The organism is Peribacillus cavernae (assembly GCF_003989135.1).
Taxonomy (GTDB): Bacteria; Bacillota; Bacilli; order Bacillales; family DSM-1321; genus Peribacillus; species Peribacillus cavernae.
In genome coordinates this window covers 40,489-54,692 of record NZ_RYZZ01000004.1, presented here as the reverse complement: position 1 = coordinate 54,692, position 14,204 = coordinate 40,489, and the positions used below count along the sequence as shown (strand labels likewise).

Genomic DNA, 14,204 nt, shown 5'->3' with positions numbered 1-14,204 from the left:
ATAGCCGTTTCTTAGTCAAGTAATATCACGATTTTCTAATAGGAAAAACCCACATAACCCATCCTATCACTTTTACTCGCCAAATGCGATTTCAACTCACCGGTGTGCTTGATTTCCGGATTCATCTGCTAGGGCTCCTTCGAAAGGATCCTCATCTTATAAGGTGCAATTGCAGCGTACACTTTCGAATTACCGACAATCTCTCCGTCAGCCTGGATCCTCACCGGCTTGTCAGAAGTAATCTCCATTTCTCTTCCTAAAAAGGATGACACATTTTTGAGACGCAGATGGCCGCCCCATAAGACAGTCAAAAAGACAAATAAGAGTTTGATATGCGGGATATCATGGACAGCTATCAAATTGAACCGGCCGTCTTCATACTCGGAACGCGGGGAAATCTTGATCCCGCCGCCGAAATAGGATTGATTGGAGACGACGATGAACCAAACCTTCCTGAATATATGCTTTCTTCCATCAATCGTCACAGTCATATCTGTCCGTCTGTAGGTAAACAGCTTCTTCAGGAAAGAATAAATGTACACCAGTTTTCCTATCTTAAAAAAGTTAAACCATTTCTTCGAGGCGGAATGATTCACATCGTATGTAATTTCGGCATCGATCCCGATTCCAAAACTGTTGATAAAAAAACCCTTCGTTTCTTGCGTCTCCAAATAGCCAATATCGACTTTGCTGATTCTCTTTTCGGACTGGCTTAAAATCAGCGAGAGTGCATCCTTTTGGCTGTTTGTCTGCTGGATTCCGCGTACATAATCATTCCCCGAACCAGCCGGGATGCATGCAATAATGCCGTGAGGATAGCCTGCTGCCCCATTAATGACTTCATGCAGTGTCCCGTCACCTCCCACTGCTATAATTGTTGTTTCCCTGTCTGTTTTCGAGAGAATATCAATTGTAATTTGTTTTGCATGGCCTTTATCTTGCGTATGAAATGCTTGATAAGCAATGTTTTCAGCGAGAAGCCTTGTTTCGACTTTCTTCCAAATCTTGAGGCTGCGATTATTCTGGGCAGCAGGATTGATAATAAAGTATAAATCTTTCGCAATACCTGCCCGCTTTAATAAGGCAGCATCAAAACCTGTTTCCTTCTTCTGTAACATCCTCATCCACATCCCACTCCAATCGTCTGCTCGAAGTCGTTTGGCAATAATCAAGCATTGCCTGGGCCGCTTTTAACTGCTGATGCTTTATAGGTGCAGACAGATTTCGCATTTTTTGGAACCATTCGGGGAACGTGCGCTTGTCGAGAAGCATCACACCATAAGGGGCGAGAGGGTAATCGATATATCCGTTCCTCGAAAGGATTACCTTTTTTATCGGCAAGCTCACGTCATATATTGAGAAAAGCTGTGCTGCTATTTTTTCCATCCTGTCTACGGCAAGCATGGGGTTTAATAGCTTCTTATCTTCACGCGAATGATGTCTTTTCAGCCAGAATCTTTCATTGGAGCCGATAAAAGCCGCGTCCTCTTCGGCTTCGAGAAAGGTAATACACCAGGCATCTGTTGGGCTGATCAAAAGGATATCAACCTCGACCGGAGCATTTTTTAACAAAAAAACAGGTTTATATAATAATAGAAAGGTATCGGGAAAACGCTGCAGAAAGAATCGAAGCTTCTCATCCAGGAAGAATGACTGATCAATGTATGATTTCTCGTGAATCGTCGAGCTTGCCCACTTCATCTGAAAGCGGAGCAACTGATTCAAAAAGGTTTGTTTTAGTTCATCAACGCTATTTACAAGCGACCCATTTTGAAGGGAAAACAGATTTTTCTCTTCTGTAGAAACAGGTTTTTCTTCTGCAAAGTTTTCATCCTTTTTTTCACCGCGTTTAAAAACCCCTTTTACCTTTTCGACAAAGCCGGAGTTGGCATCCGTCAACCATTCTTTTTCCGGACTTTTGGCTTTCTTATGGGAAAACTCCTGTTCCATTTCCCCCGCAAGGTAGGCCGCCTTCAACTTCTCCCATTGCTGATTCTTCAGGCGAACAAACTGCATCGGATAACGATATATATCCTGTTCATACCTCGAAATATAATCCTGCAATTTAATTAGCTGTCCCATCGTGATCACTACCCGTCTCTTTTATCTAGATTCAGCACAGTTATCTCCCGGTCGATACTCAGCCGGCTTTTTGATTTGTTGTTAAATTTGAATTTCCGTTGCTGAAATTCAGATTTCGTTACTAAAAGACGATAACCCATTTACTTTAACGGTGTTGTAAAGATCGCTTCATATGACGGAGAAGATCCGATATGCGTTTGATAAAGCGTCACCGCTGATGCAGTGAAGGAATGGCCTCTTGATGCGAGGCCTGCCTTCTCCTGAAGTTCTTCAATCGAAAAAGGCCGTTCGCCTATGTATTTTCTCGCTATGGTAATATGCGGCTTAAACAGTTTTTTATCCAACGAGAAACCAGCTTCCAGGCAAGCATTGTACACATTTCTCTGTATTTCAAACAGCCGTTCCTGAACCGCTGTACCACTCCAAAGGATTTTTGGGAAATCCTTGCTGCCAAACGTACCAATCTGAAAAAGCGTAAGCGGGAAAGAACCTTCCTCTGACAAGGCTTCCTCAACAAGCTGTATCGATTTCTTTTTCAGATCGTCAGGTGCGTTTCCAAGAAAAGCAAGGGTGATATGATAATCCTCTTTATGAAGCCATTTTTTGAACGGGAACTCCGTCCTGATTTGCTCCGTAATCTCATAAATATATTCTTTCGTTTCATCGGGCAATGTCAAGGCAAAGAAAAAGTGAGTATTCGAATTCATATTTATACCTTCCTTTTTTTCCTTTATTCATTTTATCATAAACATATCTTTCCATCTTTATTCTTTTCAGAAAAAAACCCTGCTGATGGATTCTGCAGGGACATTAATCTCATTTATAAATGTAACTGTTGCTTCGAGCCGCATTGTTTTGCTACTTCATCCTGAAATAATTTCTGAAGCTTCCTTGTAAATGGACCGGGAGTGCCGTTCCCGACAGCTTTGCCATCAATTTCAATAACCGGAAGGATTTCCGCAGTTGTGCTGGACAAGAAGACTTCATCTGCTTGCAGGAGTTCTTCCGTGGTATAGGTTTGCTCCGAAAAAGGAATTCCATTATCCTTACAAAGCCCGAGCATTACCTGTCTTGAAATTCCATTAAGAATCAGGTTCGTAGCCGGGTGTGTTTTCACTTTTCCATTGATGACGATTGAAACATTGGATGAGCTGCCTTCAGTCACTATCCCGTCACGGTGCTGCAAAGCTTCGAAGCAGCCTGCATCTGCCGCCTTTTGTTTCGCAAGGATATTCCCAAGCAGGTTCAAGCTTTTTATGTCACAGCGAAGCCAGCGGATATCTTCTGTTAAAATGGTTTTAACACCTGCAGTGGCATTTTCCGAAGAATGAAGGATTGGTTTCGTATAGGCTACATACACAGAATCGATTGCAGGTGCCGGGAAGGCATGATTCCGTGGCGACACCCCTCTTGTAAATTGCATATAGATCATCCCGTTTTCCAGTTGATTTTCCTGAATCAGCTGTTGCAGATGTCCTTCGATCTCTCCGGCCGTGAAAGGGATGGCCAACGAAATGCTTTTTGCACTGGCCATTAGGCGGTTTAAATGTTCCTTACTTGTAAACAGCTGCCCGTTATAGACCCGGATTACTTCGTAAATTCCATCGCCAAATTGATAGCCGCGGTCTTCAAAATCAACTTTTATGTCTGTTTTCAAAGTAATCTTACCGTTTAAAATCACTTTTTCCATAGCAAATCCCTCTCCCTGGTTTATTTATTTTGCCAATTCATAGATGGCACGGGCATAGATTGCAGCTGTCTTCAACATGTCATCTATCACAATATATTCATCTTTTTGGTGAGCGATATCCTCGTTGCCAGGGAATAAGGGCCCGAATGCCACCCCTTCTTTGAGCGATCTTGCATAAGTACCGCCCCCAATCGCCAGCAAGTCAGCCTTTGTTCCTGTTTCCTCTTCATAAACCTTTTGAAGTGTTTGAATCAGAAAGCTATCCCTCTTCACATGGTGGGGTTCAGAATTGGAGTGTGACAACACATTGAAGCCTAGCTTTTTCAACGTATGCTCAAAAGCTTTCTTGCCTTCCTCCCATTTGTATGTAACCGGGTACCGCATAGAGAAGCTGACACTTCCGCCTTTTTCGTTAGAGTAATTGAAAATTCCTGCATTGAGCGTCAAATCGCTGCTAATATCATCCGCATAAGCAATGCCTAGCTTGCTGCCGCGGGAATCACCGAATAAGGAATCATGTACGAAAGTAAAGTAATGTTTTGCTTGTTCCGAAACATCGAGCCCAGATAAAAACGCAGACAAATATAAACCCGCGTTTATTCCGCTGTCTGGCAGAGACCCGTGGGCCGAAGCTCCTTCAAGCTCAAGAATGACTTGATCCTGTTCCAGAGTTGCTTTTCCATTCAGGGAATGCTTTTGCTTGAACAGCTTGAACTGCTCTGCGATTTCTACCTGTCTCGCCTTTGCATGGACACGGGCAATTGCATAATCCGGTACCATGTTCGGTCTTCTGCCTGATGAAAACTCGACTACATCCAGCTCAGCCTCGGATGCGTGGGCCGCTTCATCGATTTGTTTGATCGTAAAATCCCAGATTCCTTTTTCCGCATAGATGATCGGGAAATCCGCATCAGGTGCAAATCCAAGAGCCGGCATTTCTTCTGTTTCGAAGTAACGCTCCACACATCGCCAATCTGATTCCTCGTCAGTACCGATGATCATACGGATGCGCTTATGTAATGGAAGCCCCAGCTCCTTGACGGTTTTCATCGCATAATACGCTGCCATGGTCGGCCCCTTATCATCAATCGCGCCGCGGGCAAATATCTTACCATCCCTGATTTCGGCAGCATAAGGGTCCGAACTCCAGCCGTCTCCCTCCGGAACAACATCGACATGGCAAAGGATGCCCAACAGCTCGTCCCCCTGCCCCATTTCCAGATGTCCGGCAAGGTTATCGACATTCTTCACTGTAAAGCCGTCTTTTTCACCCAATTGAAGCATGAAATCAAGCGCTGCCTTGACCCCTATGCCTAGCGGAGCATTATCAGCTGTGTTCTCCTCATCAAGCACACTTTTAATCCGGAGAAGGGCCTGTGTATCCTTTAATAAAGATTCCTTCCGATTTTCTATTTCTTCTTGCCAATTGATTTCGGTCACGAACGACAACTCCTATTCTTTAGATAAGCTATTTCTATTTTATCACTACTTCCCTTTATTTCATGCTTAGAAGAAATTTATCTCGGCCATTAAAACCCATGAACGGATCTTTAATTATATGTATCAAGAGGGATTATATCCTGCATACAACTTGAATCAGCTCCTTCAGCATGATGTAAGCCTGACTAAAAAGGCTTTATCATCAGAAAAGTAAATCTGCCACCTGTGTTTAGCGGCCATCTTGTATGTCGAAGGTTGCTTCTTCGCTCACTCACATGAGAAGCATAAGTGATGCCGACGCATAAAATGCTCCGGTTCTTTGCTTGGTTTCCGGCCCATTGTCCTCTGCATCAAGTTCAAAAAAAGTCGATTTCTTCTGAAAAAAACAGTAAAATTCACTTTCTTTGCCGAATGGCCACTTGTTTTGTCATTTATAAAGGAAATAAAAAGGAAAAAGAGAATGTGTGAATTTAAGAGGTGAGGAAAATGAATACAAGTACTGTTTCGAAATTATTGGACGTTTCGCCAAGCACCATAAAACGCTGGATAAAAGAACTTCAGCTGGATATGGAGCGCAATGATCTTGGCCACTATTTGTTTTCAGAAGAAGATATTGAGCTATTAAAACAAATACAGGAGAAGCTATGCAGCGGAATGGTCCTGCAGGATATCGTAATTACTAATGAAAAAGTCCGCAAAGGAACAGTGAAGGACCATATCAACGAATCCGGTCTCGAAAAGCTGGAAGTACAGGTTAGCGAGTTGGAAAAAAGATTGGATACCAAAGCGGATGACGTCGCTTCTTATCAAATTTTGCAGCATCGGCGGGAAATTGAGGAATTGCAACAGGAAGTAAAATTGTTGAATGCACGTTTAGAAGCTTTAGAAAAGAATCAGGAGGAAAAGAAGAAAAGCCGTCCTGCAGACTTATTGGTTTTTGACCAATCCAAAGCAATGCCAAAAACAAAAAAGAAAAAACTGTTATCTATGCTGTTTGGTTTTTAAGGATGATATGTTTTTTACCTTATCCCACTGTCCAGAAAATCCAGATGTCCATTTAACATAAAAACCATTTTAAGGAGATAAAAGGAAAACAAAAGCTGAATCCTCCTACGCTAAGGGGAATCAGCTATATTTTTTTTGATGTAAACACCTCGAGGCAAGGTTTTACTATTCTAATGGGTTCTCACCGTATAGCTTCCATAGGCGGGGAAATTTGTTGCATAGGCCTTCCTCATCATCCTTTACACAGCAGTTCTTCAGCCGGGATCCTTTTGCACCAATCGAACCAATCTTCTCTTACATCCCAGTTGTATTGGAATAATGTTAACATGATCAACTCTCCTAAACATTAATAAAATTAAAACAAAAATAATACTATTAACAAAGCTACCCCTGCAGTTAACACAGCAGGAATCAAGAAAATCATAACAGCATGATGTTTTGCTTTCAAATATGCTTCTCTACCCTCATATTTTTTTGTAAAAGGATGGGTGAGCAGCACTTTGTCGTAAATATTGGACAGCCAGATCGACATCATTATGATAAACCCTGCAAATACGGGAACTTTCAACCATAGCGACGGTAGCAGAAAAACGGCCAATAGGGTTACAGAAAGCAGTTGATAATAACTGAAAATAAAGCTTCCATTACGGAAGAAAACCTTGATAAACAATTCCAGAAACCCATTTCCCGGTGTACGCCTCTTGAAAATCTTCATCGAGTTCCGGAAGAGCAGCGGTTTCTTTCTTGTGATAATTTTAGGTTTTTCAACTTCCTTGGACAACATAAAGATCAGATTGATATATTTGACCCGTTCCTGGCCCTCAATTTCTAATTCATCATCGATATGAGACATTCTAATTGTTCTCGGAAAATATAGAAATATTGATGTTACAATCAGAAATGCAGCAACAACAATCAGTATGGTTGGGCTGAAGTTCCATAATCGAAAACAGACTGCTGAAGTGAAAGCTATTCATTTATGTAACCATTGATTGCATGATAGCAGTCATAGAGTGTCCCTTCCGGCCTTCCGCTAGAAACTCTGATTTCTTCTAATGTTCCACCAGCTTTAAGCTCTCCTCCGATAATTAGCAAAAAGCGGTCACATACTCTTTCGGCTGTATCAAGTACATGTGTGGACATCAAAATGCCCGCTCCCCGTTCTTTCTCCCGTTCAATTGTCGTTAACAGCAGTTTCATCGCGTCAGGATCAAGCCCGATAAAAGGCTCATCAATGATATAGATATCAGGACTTGTGATTAACGCCAATATAAGCATTGCCTTTTGCTGCATTCCCTTTGAATAGGTAGCCGGCAATTCGTGAATATGCTGATCCATCCGGAAGTTTTTCAAATAATAGGATGACCTTTCCTGTAAAATCTCTGAATCCACTTCTTCAACTGCCGCAATGAAATCAATGTGCTCCTGGAGCGTTAGTTCATCATAAAAAATCGGTCGTTCTGGTATGTAGGTATAACTTGCTCCATCCTGGAAGAAAACCTTTCCCTTCCAATGTTCAATTAAACCCAGCAACGTTTTAATGGTTGTGCTTTTACCGGCCCCATTCGGTCCGATTACACCAATTAACTCCCCTGGATTTAATTCAAATGCAATATCGCTAATCACAGACTTTTCGGCTTCATAACCTGCTAGTTTTATAGAAACATCCAATAGCACCATAAAACACCTCCATCTTATATACGACGCGCTAGCCAAAAAAAGTTCCAATTAGAAAATTCTCTATAAAAAAACCTATTCCTGCTTTATACAGAAATAGGCTCTATTTAGGGGACTATTTTGAAGAAAACTTTCTCCGTTTAAAACGATGTTTGGCATATAATTCCCAATGATAGCTCTTAAATGCCTGCCATCGCTCATAAATTTCGATAATGGCTCTTAAATTCTGATAATCGCTCTTAAATTTCTCTAATCGCTCATATAACTTAAAAAGGGGAAATCCAGCAAAGTATCTTGGTAGCCACGCATGAACTTCTCCCTACACACACATCATTTATCTATAGGAAAACTGGCCATCGATCATAAATTTGGCTGATAGCTCTTAAATTTCAATAATCGATCATAAATCTGAAAAGTGAAATATTGATTGATTCGATATCTTCAAAATTCCAAGTAATCGGAAGGATCTAATTATGAACTTTCCATTAACTTGGCTGCCTGGACGGCTAGGGAGCTGCTGTTTAATTTTGATTTCTTGGAACGAAATTTTTCGTCCCCCTGCATAATTTCTCGTTTTTTACATAAGAGTAAGAACAAGAAAAGTATAAAGAAGCCGACATTTCTTTACTATATAAACTTTTTCCTCCTGCTTAATTCCCGGAAATATAACAAGCATGTAAATATTTCAATGTTTTGTTAATTCGGTTGTTTATCCTAGAATTTTATGCGCTAAAGGAGTACAATAATAGCAGATGACAGCTTACTTTTTACAACTTGTTTCAAAGGAGTCCTGAGGTGGTATAGCAAGTACATATAGGTTGCTGAGATGCTTCCTATTTATCGGTTGTTTTCAATTCGTTTTTAAAATCATGTAAAAATGAATAGGAGTGATTTTTTGAAACCTTCAACAAATCGCATGTTAACCCGTATTAAATCCGTTTATATGTTCATTAGCAATAACGGTACGGTTTCTACTCAAGAGCTTGTAGAAGAATTTGGCATCACTCCTCGGACGATACAGCGCGATTTAAATGTGTTAGCTTATAACGAATTAGTAAAAAGCCCGAGCCGAGGTATTTGGACAACCACGAGCAAAAGAGTAAAGATGTCATCGTAAAACTGATAAACATGAATATACTACCACCTTATACGTTGTTTTTTAAATGAAATGAGGCAGACCAAAGGGCCTGCCTCATTTTTTTTCTTTCGTATATCCTGACTTCAGGTCATTAACTTCTTCATCCGTTAATTCACGGTACTGGCCAAGCTCCAATTCTTCATCAAGCTCAAGGCTTCCCATCGAGATCCGCTTTAAGTAAACGACTCGCTTTCCTACAGCTTCAAACATCCGCTTTACCTGATGAAACTTCCCCTCTGTAATCGTAAGCTCAATGTCAGAGCGAATTCCTGATTTAAGGATCTTTAGCACACCCGGTTTTGTCTCGTAGCCGTCATCCAGTGTTACACCATTTTCAAAAGCAATAATGTCCTCATCACCCACTTCGCCATCAATCACGGCGAAATACGTTTTTGGCACGTGTTTTTTCGGTGACAGCAATTGATGGGACAGCTGTCCATCATTAGTCAGCAGCAATAATCCTACGGTATCCTTATCCAGACGCCCTACAGGAAACGGTTCGAAAACGGCGTCCTCAGGCTCGAGGATATCAATCACCGTTTCCTGATGGCTATCTTCCGTCGCCGAGAGGACACTCTGAGGTTTGTTCATCATCAAATAAATAAATTCCCGGTATTCGACCGGGGTTCCATTTACGGTCACCATATCCCGTTCTGGATCAACATGCTCCTTCGCATCCTTGATTACCGTTTCGTTTACGATTACGGCGCCTGACTTCAGCAGCTTTTTTACTTCCTTTCTGCTTCCATAGCCTGTATTGGCCAATAACTTATCGATTCTCATAGCATCCTCCTGAAGAAAAAACCTTGCTGCTTAAAAAACAGGCAAGGTCTTTTTTATCGCTTTCCCTAGTATATCCTTTACGCTTTTAATTTCAATTTTTTTTGAAGTCTTTCAATCCGATTCCCAAATAACTTTTGAGCAAGTTGGGATTTGAGTGAAAGGATAAAGTACACGGCTGCGCCTGCAATCGCGCATACAGCGGTAATCAGAACCGCCTGGAACCTTGCTTCTGGATTCAACCCAAGAGTGAGCACGGATTCGACTCCAAAAACGACAATCATCATGATGACCGTAAACACAAACATTAACAGCGTCCTTCTGATCACAAGCTTGTACCGGTACCCGGTAAAGTAAGTAATGACATACATGTTGATCAAACAGGCAGCTAAATAACCAAGCGTAGTGGCATAGATTGAACCTTCTGTTTCAAACATTTTAATCAGCGGGATATTTAAGCTCAGCTTAATTAAAATCCCTACCAAAAGACTGAGTACTGTGAATTTTTGCTGGTTGATCCCCTGCAGGACTGCTGCCGTCACCGAGAATAATGTAAAAAAGATCGCTGTGGGTGCATAGGTTTGCAGAATGCTTATCCCTAATGAATCTACTCCTGATGGATCATAACCATAAAAAGCAGAATAAACCGGTTTCGCCAGCAATGACATGCCTGCAACAGCAGGAATCGTTAAAAACAAGAGGATCTGAAAAGCCTGGTTTAACTGAGCGCTAAAGTTTTCCATTTTATCTTCCACAAATGCTTTTGTTATTGACGGGACAATGCTCATGGAAAACGCTGTTGCGAGTGTCATTGGGATAATGACAAGCTTTTGGACTTGTACATTTAAAAGTCCCAGTGCATTTTCTGAAACAGCATCCAATCCTATCGATACCATTGCCCGAGTAAAGGTTAACGTATCAACAACCTGAAATAACGGCATCGCTATTCCGACAAAAATGAAGGGGATCGAGGAGATTAGGATTTCTTTGTAAATATCCTTTAATGAATAATCAAGCGTACCTCTATCCTCGAGCAGCAATTGGTCTAAATAAGGCTTCCGCCTTTTCCAGTAGAGTAACAGCACTGCCAGACCGCCGACAGCCCCGACTGTTGCTGCGAATGTCGCCACACTGATCGCGGTCACTAAGCTTCCATCCATGACTTTCAATACGACAAAGATCCCGCCTAACAAAACGATAATCCGCACTAATTGTTCCACTACCTGCGACACAGCGGTTGGCCCCATGGACTGATGGCCCTGGAAGTAGCCGCGGATCAGGCTCATAAAAGGTACAAGGATCAAGGCAAAGCTGACTGCCCTGATCACAGTGGTAATATCATCAGTTGAAACACTCTGCTCTTTGGTTACCGGAACAACGCCGGCAATTGCAGGAGCACTAATATATAATAATAAGAAAGCAAGAAAGCCGCTTGCAAGCATAATCTTTAAACCAGATTTAAACAGTTTTTGCCCAACTGCATATTCACCCAAAGCATTATATTTCGATACAAATTTGGAAACAGCTAATGGCAAGCCTCCAGTTGCAAGGCTGATAAACAATGTATATGGAACATAAGCAAATTGATAAAGATAGGCCCCTTTTGGTCCTACCATTTCATCAAAAGGTATTACATATAATAAACCGAGAACTTTAGACAAGACCATTCCAAGGGTCAAGATAAAGGTCCCTCTGAGAAGCTTAGATGACATACAATCCCTTCCTGCCTATATTCAGTTACGTTTACACGCTTTTTATCTTACCATAATTCCGTATGGTATCCTCAAGAAGTGTAGCAAAACTCCCTCATCCAAACAAGAAAATATTACTGGATTTTTGCAGCTGACAATTAGGCAAGCTGAGTAAACAGTAAAATTTTCACATAAAAAACGAGGAATCGATGCAACAAATGGGAAATTTGACCGATATAGAAGATATAGGAAATTTGATCTAACGATGAAGACGAACATTATATAGACAAGGAGAAAATACCATGTGGGACTTATACGAAATATTATGTTGCCAAATTGAACAAAAACGAGAAGAAATGCTGCTTTTGGAAAGAAGCCACGGAAGGTCTTCTTCCCAAGTTATTGATGCAAGCCAGCAGCTTGATCGCCTTCTTAATATGCTTTATGGTTTAAAAAATCAAAAAGTGATGGCAGGCGCAGCAAACGATTTAACCATACCTTTATAGTGTAGCTAATATTAGCATTGCCACATCTTCTGAGGATGTGGCAATATTTTTTTATATTTTAAATCGGCTGATTAGAGCCTGCAGTTCTTCAGCCATATGAGATAAGGAGGATGCCGAAGCACCAATTTCCTCCATGGATGCTAATTGTTCCTCTGTCGCCGCAGACACGTTCTGAGTTCCGAAGGCTGCCTCTTTAGCGATATTCGCTATCGTTTCAATAGAGCCCACGACCTGTTCTGTTCCGGCCGCCATTTGTTGAACCGCAGCGGAAACCTGCTCAACTTGCTCTGCCACTCCACTAATGGAATGCTGAATCTCATGAAAAGATTCCCCGGCTGTATGAACAACACCGATGCCTTCTGTTACTTCTTTTGTGGTTATTTCCATTGACTGGATAGCATTGCCTGTCTCTTTCTGAATAGAAGCAACCAAAACACCAATTTGCTTTGCTGAATCAGCTGATTGTTCTGCCAGTTTGCGGACTTCATCAGCTACGATTGCGAACCCCTTACCATTCTCCCCAGCTCTCGCTGCCTCAATCGCCGCGTTTAAAGCCAGTAAATTGGTCTGTGCTGCAATTGCAGTAATCACTTCTACAATCTTACCAATTTCGCCCGAATATTTCCCTAACTCTTTTACTGAAGTTGCTGAAGCGTTTACAGAGTGACTAATAGAGTTCATTTGCTTGACAGATTCCTGGATCGTCCGCTCTCCCCCGGAAGCCCTTGTTAATGTATGTTGAGCTGAAACGGAAACATTCTGCGCACTAACAGCTACCTGTTGAATTCCGTCAGAAAGCTCATTAACTAATTCTGACCCTTTATTCGCGTTTTCCACCTGCTTATCCGTACCTTCCGCCATATTTAGAATCGTGGAGGCAATTTGCTCTGATGCTTGTCCAGTCTGGTCTGCACTTTCTCTAAGTTCCGCTGAGGAATCGGACAGTTGGTCGGCCGATTGCCTTACCTCTAACAATAGGGAACGCAACGATTCAGACATTTTACTGAAACTGGCTCCCAGTTGGCCTAATTCATCCTTTGAATGAATGTCAACTTTTTCAGTTAAATCACCTTGTCCTGTTTTTTCAGAAATATAGACTAACCGTTTGAGAGGGCGGGTGATAGAGATCGTAATGAAGTAGACTAATAATCCACCAAGGAACAGAGCAATCCCAAGTACGAGAATTGTTTTATTAAAAATGGGCTCTGCTTCTTTTTCCACTTCATTGGCGAACATGGTTCCGCCCAGTTTCCACCCTGTTATCTCGTTAGTCTGAAATACCAACTTTTTAGGTTCATCGCCGTCATTGTAATCAAATTTTCCTGATCCAGCCTCGAACATTTTCCCTGACCAGTCCGTCTTTACTTCTTCGGAAGGTTTTATGGTAGGATGAACAATTGCTTTGCTTTCTTTATCCAAGATAAATGGGTATCCTTCTTTTCCGATACTGACTTGTTTGGTAATCTCAGATAATGTTTCTAGTTTAACTTCGCACCCCAATACTCCTGAACCATCTTTTATGACCTTTGCAATTCCTACAACAAAATCCCCGGTAGTTTTTGATACATATGGGCTTGTAATAATCACCTTACCTTTGTCCCTCATGGCTGCCGTATACCAGGGCCTTTCTCTTGGATCATAGCCATTAGGCATTTTTGATTGGGGAGAATTGATAAACACTCCACCGGTTGACCCGACGAACATGGTCGAAATCTCGGGATGCTTCGAGACGAAAGGATTTAAAGTATCAGTACGCAGAATATCTTGTTTGTTATATGTACTTCCTGTAATTTTCTCTGCAAGATAATCAATATTTTGCATCTCAGGTTCAATGAATCGATCAAGATTTGAACTTAAAAGCTTTACCGTCTCACTGGCAGACAACGTCATTTGTTCCGCAACTTTTTCTTTTGAAGTGGTGTAAGAGGTCCAACCAATTGTCAGACTCGGAATAAGCAAAATTACGGTAAAGGAAATGATTAACTTGGTTCTTATCGAGGATTTGAAAAAAGTAAGCATCATATCAGAATCTCCCAAACTTTTTTTTATTACTATTAATATCGGTAAGCTATTATAGAACTTTAGTATAGATTCAGGGGAGATTTTTACTTTACGATTATAATGTTTTAGGTCTGCATTTTTTCTTTATGGGCAATTGCTATATAATGAGGATACTGAAAATAAGACATAAAAGC

General features: G+C 41.3%; 13 protein-coding genes. 3 read left to right on the top strand and 10 right to left on the bottom strand.

The annotated features are described in order from the left end of the window. Positions 1–128: 128 nt before the first annotated feature. The 5 genes from ELQ35_RS03040 to pepV all read right to left on the bottom strand — a co-directional run bounded on the left by ELQ35_RS03040 (position 129) and on the right by pepV (position 5,212). The gene (locus tag ELQ35_RS03040; RefSeq protein ID WP_185861641.1) at positions 129–1,124 is read right to left on the bottom strand and encodes a diacylglycerol/lipid kinase family protein; all 996 of its coding nucleotides are present in this window, start codon (positions 1,122–1,124) and stop codon (positions 129–131) included. Continuing rightward, a complete protein-coding gene (locus ELQ35_RS03035) occupies positions 1,090–2,082 on the bottom strand; it encodes an NERD domain-containing protein (RefSeq protein ID WP_126863364.1) in 993 nt (330 codons plus the stop codon). The genes ELQ35_RS03040 and ELQ35_RS03035 overlap by 35 nt, the downstream gene beginning before the upstream one ends. Before the next feature lie 140 nt (positions 2,083–2,222). Beyond that, positions 2,223–2,789 carry an RNA 2',3'-cyclic phosphodiesterase gene (gene thpR, locus ELQ35_RS03030; protein ID WP_126863363.1) on the bottom strand — a complete coding sequence of 189 codons (567 nt, stop codon included), beginning with the start codon at positions 2,787–2,789 and terminating at the stop codon, positions 2,223–2,225. A gap of 113 nt (positions 2,790–2,902) precedes the next feature. Beyond that, positions 2,903–3,772: a D-amino-acid transaminase gene (gene dat, locus ELQ35_RS03025; RefSeq protein WP_126863362.1), complete on the bottom strand. Its 870-nt coding sequence runs from the start codon at positions 3,770–3,772 to the stop codon at positions 2,903–2,905. A gap of 24 nt (positions 3,773–3,796) precedes the next feature. Continuing rightward, the gene (pepV, locus tag ELQ35_RS03020; protein ID WP_126863361.1) at positions 3,797–5,212 is read right to left on the bottom strand and encodes a dipeptidase PepV; all 1,416 of its coding nucleotides are present in this window, start codon (positions 5,210–5,212) and stop codon (positions 3,797–3,799) included. 486 nt (positions 5,213–5,698) lie between these two features. On the opposite strand from pepV, the gene ELQ35_RS03015 reads away from it, so the two are divergent. After that, positions 5,699–6,217 carry a MerR family transcriptional regulator gene (locus ELQ35_RS03015; protein ID WP_126863360.1) on the top strand — a complete coding sequence of 173 codons (519 nt, stop codon included), beginning with the start codon at positions 5,699–5,701 and terminating at the stop codon, positions 6,215–6,217. 355 nt (positions 6,218–6,572) lie between these two features. Here ELQ35_RS03015 and ELQ35_RS03010 read toward each other — a convergent pair whose 3' ends face one another. Next, a complete protein-coding gene (locus tag ELQ35_RS03010; protein WP_126863359.1) occupies positions 6,573–7,190 on the bottom strand; it encodes an ABC transporter permease in 618 nt (205 codons plus the stop codon). Beyond that, a complete protein-coding gene (locus tag ELQ35_RS03005; RefSeq protein ID WP_126863358.1) occupies positions 7,187–7,897 on the bottom strand; it encodes an ABC transporter ATP-binding protein in 711 nt (236 codons plus the stop codon). The genes ELQ35_RS03010 and ELQ35_RS03005 overlap by 4 nt, the downstream gene beginning before the upstream one ends. Positions 7,898–8,789: 892 nt before the next feature. Here ELQ35_RS03005 and ELQ35_RS03000 point away from each other — a divergent pair. Beyond that, on the top strand, positions 8,790–9,011 hold the full coding sequence (locus ELQ35_RS03000; protein ID WP_126863357.1) for a DeoR family transcriptional regulator: 222 nt from the start codon (positions 8,790–8,792) through the stop codon (positions 9,009–9,011). 75 nt (positions 9,012–9,086) lie between these two features. Here ELQ35_RS03000 and ELQ35_RS02995 read toward each other — a convergent pair whose 3' ends face one another. Both ELQ35_RS02995 and ELQ35_RS02990 read right to left on the bottom strand, forming a co-directional pair. Further along, on the bottom strand, positions 9,087–9,815 hold the full coding sequence (locus ELQ35_RS02995; RefSeq protein WP_126863356.1) for a pseudouridine synthase: 729 nt from the start codon (positions 9,813–9,815) through the stop codon (positions 9,087–9,089). 77 nt (positions 9,816–9,892) lie between these two features. Beyond that, complete coding sequence (locus ELQ35_RS02990) at positions 9,893–11,524, bottom strand: putative polysaccharide biosynthesis protein (protein WP_126863355.1); 1,632 nt, start codon at positions 11,522–11,524, stop codon at positions 9,893–9,895. 281 nt (positions 11,525–11,805) lie between these two features. On the opposite strand from ELQ35_RS02990, the gene ELQ35_RS02985 reads away from it, so the two are divergent. Further along, complete coding sequence (locus tag ELQ35_RS02985) at positions 11,806–12,009, top strand: aspartyl-phosphate phosphatase Spo0E family protein (RefSeq protein WP_126863354.1); 204 nt, start codon at positions 11,806–11,808, stop codon at positions 12,007–12,009. Between the two features lie 51 nt (positions 12,010–12,060). On the opposite strand, the gene ELQ35_RS02980 is transcribed toward ELQ35_RS02985, so the two are convergent. After that, a complete protein-coding gene (locus ELQ35_RS02980; protein ID WP_126863353.1) occupies positions 12,061–14,031 on the bottom strand; it encodes a methyl-accepting chemotaxis protein in 1,971 nt (656 codons plus the stop codon). Between the last annotated feature and the right edge of the window lie 173 nt (positions 14,032–14,204).

What these genes read in the sequence shown, in the direction of transcription:
- ELQ35_RS03040 (WP_185861641.1), bottom strand. Translation starts at nt 1,124, where the DNA reads ATGAGGATGTTACAGAAGAAGGAAACAGGTTTTGATGCTGCCTTATTA.
- thpR (WP_126863363.1), bottom strand. Translation starts at nt 2,789, where the DNA reads ATGAATTCGAATACTCACTTTTTCTTTGCCTTGACATTGCCCGATGAA.
- ELQ35_RS03035 (WP_126863364.1), bottom strand. Translation starts at nt 2,082, where the DNA reads ATGGGACAGCTAATTAAATTGCAGGATTATATTTCGAGGTATGAACAG.
- ELQ35_RS03015 (WP_126863360.1), top strand. Translation starts at nt 5,699, where the DNA reads ATGAATACAAGTACTGTTTCGAAATTATTGGACGTTTCGCCAAGCACC.
- ELQ35_RS02980 (WP_126863353.1), bottom strand. Translation starts at nt 14,031, where the DNA reads ATGATGCTTACTTTTTTCAAATCCTCGATAAGAACCAAGTTAATCATT.
- dat (WP_126863362.1), bottom strand. Translation starts at nt 3,772, where the DNA reads ATGGAAAAAGTGATTTTAAACGGTAAGATTACTTTGAAAACAGACATA.
- ELQ35_RS02990 (WP_126863355.1), bottom strand. Translation starts at nt 11,524, where the DNA reads ATGTCATCTAAGCTTCTCAGAGGGACCTTTATCTTGACCCTTGGAATG.
- ELQ35_RS02995 (WP_126863356.1), bottom strand. Translation starts at nt 9,815, where the DNA reads ATGAGAATCGATAAGTTATTGGCCAATACAGGCTATGGAAGCAGAAAG.
- ELQ35_RS03005 (WP_126863358.1), bottom strand. Translation starts at nt 7,897, where the DNA reads ATGGTGCTATTGGATGTTTCTATAAAACTAGCAGGTTATGAAGCCGAA.
- ELQ35_RS02985 (WP_126863354.1), top strand. Translation starts at nt 11,806, where the DNA reads ATGTGGGACTTATACGAAATATTATGTTGCCAAATTGAACAAAAACGA.